This is a genomic window from Streptomyces sp. NPDC043952 (genome assembly GCF_056435325.1).
This window is the reverse complement of record NZ_JBWKES010000007.1, coordinates 287,281-296,885: the sequence shown is the minus strand read 5'-3', so window position 1 is coordinate 296,885 and position 9,605 is coordinate 287,281. Positions and strand designations below refer to the sequence as shown.

Here is a 9,605-nt window from a genome sequence, read left to right as displayed (position 1 = left end):
CTCGCCGCCACCTTGACCGGCGGCAACCGCAACGACGTCACCCAGCTGATCCCACTCCTCCAGGCCGTGCCGCCGGTGCGCGGCAAACGCGGCCGGCCAAGGAGCCGTCCGGACCTCGTGCTCGGTGATCGCGGCTACGACCACGACAAGTACCGCCGCCTGGTCTGGAATCTCGGAGTGAGGCCGGTGATCGCTCGCCGGGGCACCGAGCACGGCTCCGGACTGGGCACCCAACGATGGGTCGTAGAGCGAGCATTCGCCCACCTGCACTGGTTCCGCCGCCTGCGGATCCGCTGGGAGGTACGCGACGACATCCACGAAGCCTTCCTCACCCTGGGATGCGCACTCATCTGCTGGCGACGCCTGAAGTCATTGCGTTAGGAGTTCTAAGAGCCCGGCCGGACCGCACATCATCCCCATGCGGAAACCGGCAACAGCGGCACGCTGAGCAGCCAACAGATAGCAGGACGGCTGCAGGGCGGGCAACGGCACGGCTGTCGAGACGACGGCCCGATGGTCCGAGTGTCGGCGGTGCCACCGGCAGGCTTTCCCCTACCGCCGGCCAGGACACCGCCTACCGGCCGATTCCGGGCTTCACGGCTTCCACGGCTCCCGCCGGCCGTGCGTTCGCAGTGTGCTCGATGCCCCGGAACCCGTTCCCGAGGTAGCCGCCGATCACGATGGCAGTCGCCGCCGCGCCAAGGGCGAGCGCCAGTCGTTCGCCTCTCGACAGAGCAGTCGCGCCCGCCGACGGTGCGGCCCAGCGGTAGACGAGCACCCCGGTCGCGAAGGCCCCGGAAACAACAAAGGCGGTGATCAGGTCCAAGGTTATGTACACGAAGCCCCTCGAGTTCGGAGCTCGCCGCCGAAACAGGACGCCTTGGCGGCGGGCACAGGCAAACGGCCTGCTCCACGGATGGATGCGACACCCCTCGGTCGGGGCTGCCTGGGTCGGCTACTCGGCGTCCAGCTTCTGTCGCAGCTGATCCAACGTGGAACCGTCGGGCGTCCGCCACAGGGTCCAGCCGTTGATGATGTTGCCGGTCACGGCCTCTGCGGCCTTCGACGGCGAAGGAAAGGGGGAGGAGTGCCCGTCGACGATGAGCTGACCGTCGGCGGTGACGACGGCGCGGCCCGACCTGTTGGCGCGGCGCTGACGAAACGTGAGGACCGTCCCCGGTTCGAGCAGGTCGGCGCGCATCAGCCCGGCCAGGGGCCCCTGGGGGACCACCGGAGCGGCTTGCGCGGAGACGGCCTCTTCACCGAGGGACAGGGTGACATGGATGGTGTCGTCACCGCTCGCACTGACGAGTCGGGCGATGACAGCGGGATCGAAGTGGATGCTCAGCGTGGCCATGCGCGCTCCTGGCGTAGACGGCCTCCCCCGACGGGACGCCTTGGCTCTCCTTCGATCTTAAGCACTAGAAGCAACTTAAGTCAACTCTACGGCTCAGCGATTCAGGAGAAATATCGCCTGGAGCGCCACTGCGGTGGTCGGGGCTCCGGCCGCCTTCATCTCCTCAGGAGGCTGTTTAGCGCCTTGCTGCGGATGTCCCGCGTCGTTGCCAGTTGCTCCAGCAACCGCCGCTCATGGGCGTCGAAGCTCGTCATGGCTTCGCCGATGGACCGCTGGGTGTCGAGATCGGGAAGGGTGACGGGCCGCATCCCGAGCACCTCAAGTGAGATGGTCCGCAGCGCCAGGCTCCCGGTCGAATGGGTGTCGAGCCACTCCCGAGCTCCGGGGCTACGCAGGAAGGCGGCCAAGTAGTGAGAGTCAACGGTGCCGGGAGGACCCCGACTGGACCGGAGCATGTGCCGCTGGCGGTCGAGACAGTAAGTGCCCGATGACGGAGGGCACCGACCGAGCGGTGGAGGTCAGTAGCACGCGAAAGCGGAGGTCGGCCTCAACCGGCGCATCGAGCGGGCGGGGCAGCGACAACGAGCTACTGTGCGAGCACGGAGACCGAGACACTGCGCCCACCCCGAACCGAAGAGGCTTCTCGGCAGAAGGCGCCTCCATGATGCGGACGGGCATGGGGCACAGAAAGCCTCCCTTCTGTATTAAAAAGTGTCTTACACTGCGACCATGAAGCCGACCCGAGCCGGGAACACCGAGAACATCTCGGTGTCCATGCCCACCGAGCTGGTCAGCGAGCTCCGCTCTCGAACCGGCCGCCGGGGTCTGTCCAGCTACATCACCGAGGCTGTCAGGCACCAGCTCGCCATGGACGGGCTCGCCGAGATCGTCGCGGCCCACGAGGCAGAGCACGGCGCGCTCACGGAGCAGGAGATCGAAGCGGCTCGTCGCGAGTTGTTCGGAGGCGTGAACGCCGAGGGTGTCGAGCGGGGCGCCGCGTGAAGGAGCAGCCAGTCCGCTCGCTGGTGCTCGACTCCGAGGCGCTCTCTCTGCTCCTGCGCAACGACCGCGGTATGGCCGCTCGCGTCGAGGCATCCCGGCAGGCTGGGGTTCCCGTCCTCGTGTCCGCGCTGACCATTGTTGAAGCCGTGCACGGGAAGACCGATCTAGCGCGCTTGAAGTGGGTGCTCTCCCGACTGCGAGTGGAACCGGTCAGCCAGGAGGACTCCCTGACTGCCGTGGAGCTTCTTCAGGACGCAGGCGGGCTGCACGGGCACAAGTACGCAATCGACGCCCTCGTCGCCGCACTCGCGCTCCGCGTCCCGGCGCCCGTGATCGTTCTGACCTCCGACCGGGACGACTGGTCGAAGCTCTGCGGGAAGCGCGTGGTCATCAGGGACGTCTAACACCGCCGACTACTGGGTTCGCGAGTTCACTGGCACCAGTGGCAACTGCTGTACCCCACGCTCAGCAGCACCGGTCTGCCGCTCCTGCGCGCCTCCTCGAACGCCGCCGCCGACCAGGGCCACCAGTCGACGGGGTTGGCGGCGTGCTGGAGCAGGTACGGCGACGTCTCATGGGCCAGTCGGTTCACCGTTCCACTCTCCCATGGGGGAAGGGGTGGCGGGGTGACGGACGGGGGCCGGGCGTGCCCTGGTCGCGGGGGCGGGGGCGAGCTGGCTCAGGAGTTGGTCGGCTCGGGGTCGCGGGTCTCCGTGGGTTCCGGGATCGCGTAGTAGCGCATCTGGATGTGGCGCGCGCCCTCCGGGGCCTCCTCGCGGGGATGGCCGTAGCGGTCGAGCAGGGCGTGGTAGTCGCGCATGAAGGCGAGCAGTTCCTCGCGGGTCATCCAGGTGCCGTGCCGCTGGACCTGGGCCCATCCCTCGGGGCCGCGGTACTCCTGGTGGGCGCGGTGGTAGAGCGCGGTGTCGATCTCGATCTTGAGGTGGGCGAGCCGGGAGGCGGCCGCGTACTCCTCGTCGGTCATCGTGGCCGGGTCCGGCGTGGTGTGCCGGAACGGCAGCGCCCGCCACCAGCGCTCACGGCCGCCGGACTTCTCCGGGATCTCCTCGATGAGCCGCTGCTCGGCGAGTTTGCGCAGGTGGTAGCTGGTGGTGCCGGAGCTTTCGCCGAGTTCGCGGGCCAGCACCGTGGAGTTCGCCTCGCCGTGCCGGCCGAGGTACTCGAGGATCCGCCGGCGCAGGGGGTTGCCCAGGGATTTGTAGAGCGCGGTGCGCTCCAGGCTGGTCATCTCGGGCAGGCCGTCGGTCATGCGGAAACCGTAACCCTGAGAACCCTGAGACGTCCCTGAGGTTTGCCCAAGATTGCCGAATTCCCTTTGCAGAATTTTCTCTGCGGTCTACGGTGGAGGAGCCGGATCGAGGACGACTGCGGCTCCGGGAGGGGCTGGGAGGGGGACGGACGTGACGGCGAAGAAGAGGTGGACGCTGATCGGGCTGGGCGCGGCGGCGGTCCTGCTGGTGCCGTGGATGGCGGTGCTCGCGGTGACACTGCCCGGCCGCACCACGGTGGACCACTGGCCGGTGGCCTGGATCGGCCTGGACGTCCTGATGGCGGCGGGCTGCGCGGTCACGGCCCTGCTCGGCCTCCGCGCCGACCCCCGCGCCCGCCTCACCGCCTCCGCCACGGCGTCCACGGCGGTCCTCGACGCCTGGTTCGACATAACCACGGCGGGCACGGGCACACCACTGCTCCAGGCGGCGGGCTGCGCGGTGGCGGAGTGCGCGCTGGCGGGGGCGTGCGTGTATCTGGCGCTGGGGAAGGGGCGGTGCGGGGCGCGGGTGCGGTCGTCGTAGGCGGGCCGGTCCGTACGGCGGCGGTGCCAGGTGTCTGGACGGTAGCGGTGCCAGGTGTCTGGACGGCGGCAGTGCCACATGGCTGGACGGCGGCACGCGGTGCGGTCAGCGGCCGGCGCGTCCGCTCAGGAGGAAGCTCAGGAGGAGTCCGCCCTGATGCTCCGCCGGGGACTCGCCGCGGTCGCGATACGGATACGCGGAACTCACCGGCCGCCCTGCGCACGCCCGCCGCTCGCAGCGAGGGGCGCGCTCAAAGGCCGGCCGGCGGCCCCGGCAACCGCGTACGACTAAGGACCGCCGCGCCCGGCGGGAAGACGGAGGCGACGGTTTCGGCGGACGGCTGACTTCCAGGGCACCGGGTCCCCGGCGGCCGGAGTCACGGAGACCGGGGCCTCCGGACACCGGGCCCATGGGGACTGCGGCCCGCAGGGACCGACGCCCGCCCGCAGGGAGGCTGCCGCCCGCAGGGACCGACGCCCGCCCGCAGGGACCACGACCGTCGCCGAGGTCCCCGGAGACCGGGCTCGCCCGCCGCGACGCGGCCTGGGGCCAGGTTGCCGGGGTCGGCCCCCTGGGTTCAGCTCCGCTGGGCCGGGGTGTCGGCCGGGTGGGCTTCCGTGCCGGGGTCGGCGGGCTCCTTGAAGTCGACCTTCCGCATGTGCTTGTTCATCGACTTCATGAGGCCCCACACCGCCACCGCCATCACCGCGAACACGATGAAGCCGAGGACACCGGGGGTGACCTTGTTCTGGTCGAGATCGGCGAGGGAGACGAGGTCCGTCGCTGCCAGGCTCACGCTTGCGCTCATGTCAGGCATTGTCCCGGATGCCCGCGAAGAGGTCGTCCTCGGGGAGGGAGGTGTCCACGAGCGACTTCGCCAGCTCGTACTCCTCCGTCGGCCAGACCTCCTTCTGGAGCTCCATCGGCACGCGGAACCAGCCGCCGTCCGGATCGATCTGCGTGGCGTGCGCAATCAGCGCCTTGTCGCGGATCTCGAAGAAGTCCGCGCACGGAACATGCGTGGTCAGGGTGCGTTCGACCCGCTCGATCTCGTTCCAGCGCTTGAGCCACTCCCCGTACGGCGACTCCAGGCCGCGGTCCAGCATCGCCTGGTGCAGGGCCTCGGTGCGGGGGCGGTTGAAGCCCTGGTTGTAGTAGAGCTTCAGCGGCTGGTAGGCCGGGCCGAACTCGTCCTCGGCGTACTTCTCGGTGTCCGCCGCGCCCTCGAAGGCCACCATGGAGATCTTGTGGGTCATGATGTGGTCGGGGTGCGGGTAGCCGCCGTTCTCGTCGTAGGTGGTGATCACCTGCGGGCGGAAGGAGCGGATCCGGCGCACCAGTTCGCCGGCCGCCTTGTCGACGTCCTCCAGGGCGAAGCAGCCCTCGGGCAGCGGCGGCAGCGGGTCGCCCTCGGGCAGCCCGGAGTCCACGAAGCCCAGCCACTCCTGCTTGACGCCCAGGATCTCGCGGGCCTCGTCCATCTCCTTGCGGCGCACCTCGTGGATGTTCGCCTCGATGTAGGGGTCGCCCTGGAGCTTGGGGTTGAGGATGGAGCCGCGTTCACCGCCGGTGCAGGTCACCACCAGCACCTCCACCCCCTCGGACACGTACTTCGCCATGGTGGCCGCGCCCTTGCTCGACTCGTCGTCGGGGTGCGCGTGAACGGCCATCAGTCGCAGCTGGTCAGTCAAGACTCAATCCTCGGTAGGTCGGCGCCCCCAAGGCTCAGGGCGCAATCGAAGGCTTCTATAGTGACCGAATCGGGGGGCGAATAATTCCGCGGAGAGGACGATCATGAGTACGGCGAGCACGGGGCTGCCCGCGGGCCGCTACGGCCGCTCCTCTGACGAGCGCGCCGACCGCAAACTCAAGGTCGCCGCCGTGGTCCTCGGCGCCGCCCTGCTGGCCCTGGTCGGCTACTTCGCGTACCACTACCTCGTGCAGACGAAGATCAGCGCCCAGGTGATCACCTTCGACGCCACGGACAACACGGTCAAGGCGCACCTGGAGGTCCACAAGGACGCCGGGAGCGACGGCTACTGCACCCTGCGTTCCCAGTCGGCGGACGGTACGGAGGTCGGCCGCGCCGACTTCCACTTCACCGGTCCGGCCACGCGCATCGACAAGGTCGTCACGCTCCGTACGACGGCCCGTGGCACCACCGCCGAGCTGCTGGGCTGCCACAACGGCTGACACGCCGGGCGCCCCGTCCGGGCCCTGCCTTGGCCAGTGGTTCACCGCCCCGGACGGGCCGCCCCGCCGCTCGTTCACCCGGAATGCGGGCGGTCCGACCTGCGTTGATGCGATTCTGATGGCTTTATGTCCTCCCCCTTCCGCGGATGAATTGTTAGGCTCGTGGTTTCGCCCATCCAAGAGGGAACATTCTTCTGGGTAGGGCGATGCTTTGTATTTCCCAGTACCGACGAGGAGCACCCTGTGACCCAGACCAGCGAGAACGTCACCTGGCTGACCCAGGAGGCGTACAACAAGCTCAAGGACGAGCTTGAGTACCTTACTGGTCCTGCGCGCACGGAGATCGCCGCCAAGATCGCGGCCGCGCGCGAGGAGGGAGACCTGCGCGAGAACGGCGGGTACCACGCGGCCAAGGAGGAGCAGGGCAAGCAGGAGCTGCGCGTGCGGCAGCTGACCCAGCTTCTCGAGAGCGCCAAGGTGGGCGAGGCCCCGGCCTCCGCCGACGGTGCCGTCGCGCCGGGCATGGTCGTCACGATCGCCTTCGACGGTGACGAGGACGACACGATGACGTTCCTGCTCGCCTCCCGCGAGTACGCGAGCTCGGACGTGGAGACGTACTCGCCGCAGTCGCCGCTGGGCTCCGGTGTCATCGGCCACAAGGTCGGCGAGGACGCGGAGTACGAGCTGCCGAACGGCAAGAAGGCCTCCGTCCGCATCCTCAAGGCCGAGCCCTACAACGGCTGAGCCCCCGAGCTGTCCATCCCGAGGCCCCCGGCATCCCGAGTGGACGCCGGGGGTCTCGTCGTACCCGCCGGGCCGTACGAGTCGTACGGCGGTCTTCGCAGTCCTACGGCGGTCGTCGGTAAGCGGGCTCGTACGGGGTCTTCGTGCAGCCGGCTCAGGAGATGACCGTGTAGCCCGCGTCGCGCAGGCACTGGCCGACCTCGGCGCAGTGGGCCGGCCCCTTGGTCTCCAGGTGGACTTCGACCTCCACCTCGCTGAGGCCGAGCCGGGGGTCGGTGCGGACATGGCTGACGTCGAGGACGTTGGCGTCCGCCCCCGACAGCACCCCGAGCAGGGTGGCGAGGGCACCGGGGCGGTCGGTGAGCCGCAGGCGTACGGCCAGATAGCGGCCCTGCGCGGACATGCCGTGCCGCAGCACCCGCTGGAGCAGCACCGGATCGACATTGCCACCGGACAGCACGCAGACGACCGGGCCCTCGAAGGTGTCCGGGGACGCGAGCAGGGCCGCGACCGGGCTCGCCCCGGCCGGTTCCACGACCAGCTTGGCCCGCTCCAGGCACAGCAGCAGCGCGGCGGAGAGCTGGTCCTCGGTGACCGTGCGCATCTCGTCCACCAGCTCGCGGACGATCGTGAACGGCACCACGCCCGGCTTGCCCACCTTGATGCCGTCGGCCATCGTGGCCGGGTTCGCCACCGCCACCGGGTGCCCGACGGCCAGCGAGGGCGGGTAGGCCGCGGCGCCCTCTGCCTGGACGCCGATGATCCGCACGTCCGGCCGGATCGCCTTCACCGCGACCGCGATCCCGGCCGCCAGTCCCCCGCCGCCGACCCCGACGAGGATGGTGCGCACCTCCGGGCACTGCTCCAGGATCTCCAGGCCGACCGTGCCCTGGCCGGCGATGATGTCGGGGTGGTCGAAGGGGTGGATGAACACGGCGCCGGTGCGGGCCGCGTAGTCCTGGGCGGCGGCCAGCGTCTCGTCCACCACCTGGCCGGTCAGGCGCACCTCGGCGCCGTACTCCCTGGTCGCCGCCACCTTGGGCAGCGGGGCGCCCTGCGGCATGAACACGGTGGCGTGCACGCCCAGCAGCGAGGAGGCCAGGGCGACGCCCTGCGCGTGGTTGCCGGCGCTCGCGGCCACCACCCCGGCGGCCCGTTCCTCCGGCAGCAGCCCGGCGATGCGCACATAGGCGCCGCGCAGCTTGAAGGAGCCGGTGCGCTGGAGGTTCTCGCACTTCAGCTGCACCGGCGCGCCGACCAGCTGGGACAGGTGCCGGCTGCCCTCCATCGCGGTCGCCCGTGCCACGCCCGAGAGCATCTTCTGGGCTCCGCGTACGTCGTCCAGGGTGACGGAACGCAAGGGGTGGGCGGTGCGGTAGTTCATGACTCCAGCATCGCAGCTCGCGGTGGGGCGTGACGGGGGTGACCAAGCTCCAAGACGGGTTTGCGCAGCGCCGGTACGGCCCGGCGCCGGGCCGCGTACCCTGTCCCCCAACCTTGCAGCCCTTCATGAAGCGAGCCTCCGGCCATGCCCACAACACCTGAAATGTCGATGGACATGACGACCGTCGGTGATCCCGGTCTTCTCGACTCCCTCCAGCACGAGGTGGCGGTGTTCGCCCGCCGCGCCGAACAGACGCGGCTCGGCGGTGTCGGGCAGGCGCGCAACTCCATGGACCGCGCCGCCTATCTGCTGCTCAACCGCCTCGACAAGGAGGGCCCGATGGGCGTCAAGGCGCTCGCCGCGGGCATGGGCATCGACTCCTCCACGGTCACCCGGCAGGTGGCGCCGCTGGTCGACACCGGCCTGGTCAAGCGCACCTCACACCCGGAGGACGGCCGTGCGGTGGTGCTCCAGCTGTCCCCGCGCGGCGCGGCCCGGCTCGCGGAGGTGCGTTCCTCGCGGCGCCGGCTGATGGCGGAGCTGACCGAGGACTGGTCCCCGCAGGAGCGCGAGCAGTTCTGCGCCCTGCTGACCCGCTTCAACCACGGCCTGTCGGCCCGCACCCAGGGGAAGCATCCCGAGTCTTGACCCGCGACCCCGGCGGGCCTCATATGAGACCCCAGGTTCCTGCGTCGTACGCGACTTCCCTGTCCCGTACCGGACAGGGACCCGCGAGGGGGAGGCGACTTGCGTGATCGGCGGGTGTCCCAGGAGGCGGGCCGGGCTTCGGAGTTCGAGGCGTTCGTCGCGGGCGCGGGCGGGCGGCTGCTGCACGCCGCCACGCTGCTCACCGCGGAGGCACCGGACGCCAACCCCCGTGCGCGGCGCCTGCTGACGCTGGCGCTCGGCCACACCTACGCCCGCTGGCACCGGCTGCGCGGCGGGGATCCGTACGACTGCGCGCGCCGGTACCTCGCCGTCCGCTTCGCCCACTCGCTCCGGCCCCGCCTACCCGGCCGCGGGGGGGCGGGGGGGGGGGGGCCGCTGGGGGGGGGGGGGGGGGGGGGGGGGGTGGGTCTGGTGGTGGGGGTGGGAGAGGGGGGGGGAGGGG

14 protein-coding genes and 2 pseudogenes are annotated in these 9,605 nt (G+C 70.3%); 8 read left to right on the top strand and 8 right to left on the bottom strand.

What is annotated here, in order from left to right; genetic code table 11:
- Positions 1–381 (top strand): transposase (locus AC069R_RS11585; RefSeq protein WP_478766533.1); only part of this gene is annotated, 381 nt, incomplete at its 5' end.
- Positions 382–574: 193 nt separating this feature from the next.
- On the opposite strand, the gene AC069R_RS11580 is transcribed toward AC069R_RS11585, so the two are convergent.
- The 3 genes from AC069R_RS11580 to AC069R_RS11570 all read right to left on the bottom strand — a co-directional run bounded on the left by AC069R_RS11580 (position 575) and on the right by AC069R_RS11570 (position 1,764).
- Positions 575–826: a hypothetical protein gene (locus tag AC069R_RS11580; protein WP_478766531.1), complete on the bottom strand. Its 252-nt coding sequence runs from the start codon at positions 824–826 to the stop codon at positions 575–577.
- A gap of 129 nt (positions 827–955) precedes the next feature.
- Entirely contained in the window at positions 956–1,357 is a 402-nt protein-coding gene (locus tag AC069R_RS11575) for a restriction system modified-DNA reader domain-containing protein (protein ID WP_478766529.1), read from the bottom strand.
- Between the two features lie 155 nt (positions 1,358–1,512).
- Entirely contained in the window at positions 1,513–1,764 is a 252-nt protein-coding gene (locus tag AC069R_RS11570; protein WP_478766527.1) for a restriction endonuclease subunit S domain-containing protein, read from the bottom strand.
- A gap of 322 nt (positions 1,765–2,086) precedes the next feature.
- Between AC069R_RS11570 and AC069R_RS11565 the strand changes: the two genes are divergently transcribed.
- Together AC069R_RS11565 and AC069R_RS11560 are read left to right on the top strand one after the other, a co-directional pair.
- Positions 2,087–2,359: a hypothetical protein gene (locus tag AC069R_RS11565; RefSeq protein WP_478766525.1), complete on the top strand. Its 273-nt coding sequence runs from the start codon at positions 2,087–2,089 to the stop codon at positions 2,357–2,359.
- Positions 2,356–2,763: a type II toxin-antitoxin system VapC family toxin gene (locus AC069R_RS11560; protein WP_478766523.1), complete on the top strand. Its 408-nt coding sequence runs from the start codon at positions 2,356–2,358 to the stop codon at positions 2,761–2,763. Before AC069R_RS11565 ends, AC069R_RS11560 begins: the two co-directional genes overlap by 4 nt.
- 32 nt (positions 2,764–2,795) lie before the next feature.
- On the opposite strand, the pseudogene AC069R_RS11555 reads toward AC069R_RS11560, so the two are convergent.
- Both AC069R_RS11555 and AC069R_RS11550 read right to left on the bottom strand, forming a co-directional pair.
- Positions 2,796–2,951, bottom strand: a pseudogene (locus AC069R_RS11555) (DUF255 domain-containing protein); the annotation flags it as partial.
- 87 nt (positions 2,952–3,038) lie between these two features.
- Positions 3,039–3,629 carry an ArsR/SmtB family transcription factor gene (locus AC069R_RS11550; protein WP_478766521.1) on the bottom strand — a complete coding sequence of 197 codons (591 nt, stop codon included), beginning with the start codon at positions 3,627–3,629 and terminating at the stop codon, positions 3,039–3,041.
- 151 nt (positions 3,630–3,780) lie between these two features.
- On the opposite strand from AC069R_RS11550, the gene AC069R_RS11545 reads away from it, so the two are divergent.
- The gene (locus AC069R_RS11545; RefSeq protein ID WP_478766519.1) at positions 3,781–4,173 is read left to right on the top strand and encodes a hypothetical protein; all 393 of its coding nucleotides are present in this window, start codon (positions 3,781–3,783) and stop codon (positions 4,171–4,173) included.
- Between the two features lie 577 nt (positions 4,174–4,750).
- On the opposite strand, the gene AC069R_RS11540 is transcribed toward AC069R_RS11545, so the two are convergent.
- Positions 4,751–4,990 carry a hypothetical protein gene (locus AC069R_RS11540; protein ID WP_478766517.1) on the bottom strand — a complete coding sequence of 80 codons (240 nt, stop codon included), beginning with the start codon at positions 4,988–4,990 and terminating at the stop codon, positions 4,751–4,753.
- Positions 4,983–5,864 carry a mycothiol conjugate amidase Mca gene (gene mca / locus AC069R_RS11535; RefSeq protein ID WP_478766515.1) on the bottom strand — a complete coding sequence of 294 codons (882 nt, stop codon included), beginning with the start codon at positions 5,862–5,864 and terminating at the stop codon, positions 4,983–4,985. The genes AC069R_RS11540 and mca overlap by 8 nt, the downstream gene beginning before the upstream one ends.
- Before the next feature lie 103 nt (positions 5,865–5,967).
- Here mca and AC069R_RS11530 point away from each other — a divergent pair, with 103 nt between their 5' ends.
- Together AC069R_RS11530 and greA are read left to right on the top strand one after the other, a co-directional pair.
- Positions 5,968–6,366: a DUF4307 domain-containing protein gene (locus AC069R_RS11530; RefSeq protein WP_478766513.1), complete on the top strand. Its 399-nt coding sequence runs from the start codon at positions 5,968–5,970 to the stop codon at positions 6,364–6,366.
- Between the two features lie 243 nt (positions 6,367–6,609).
- Positions 6,610–7,110 (top strand): transcription elongation factor GreA, encoded by a 501-nt coding sequence (gene greA / locus AC069R_RS11525; RefSeq protein WP_397984310.1) that lies wholly within the window; start codon positions 6,610–6,612, stop codon positions 7,108–7,110.
- Positions 7,111–7,264: 154 nt separating this feature from the next.
- Here the strand turns inward: greA and ilvA are convergent, their stop codons facing one another.
- Positions 7,265–8,494, bottom strand: a complete 1,230-nt coding sequence (gene ilvA, locus AC069R_RS11520; RefSeq protein ID WP_478766510.1) for a threonine ammonia-lyase — start codon at positions 8,492–8,494, stop codon at positions 7,265–7,267.
- Between the two features lie 162 nt (positions 8,495–8,656).
- Between ilvA and AC069R_RS11515 the strand changes: the two genes are divergently transcribed.
- Positions 8,657–9,142 carry a MarR family winged helix-turn-helix transcriptional regulator gene (locus tag AC069R_RS11515; protein ID WP_478766565.1) on the top strand — a complete coding sequence of 162 codons (486 nt, stop codon included), beginning with the start codon at positions 8,657–8,659 and terminating at the stop codon, positions 9,140–9,142.
- Between the two features lie 99 nt (positions 9,143–9,241).
- Positions 9,242–9,605, top strand: a pseudogene (locus tag AC069R_RS11510) (RNA polymerase subunit sigma-70); the annotation flags it as partial.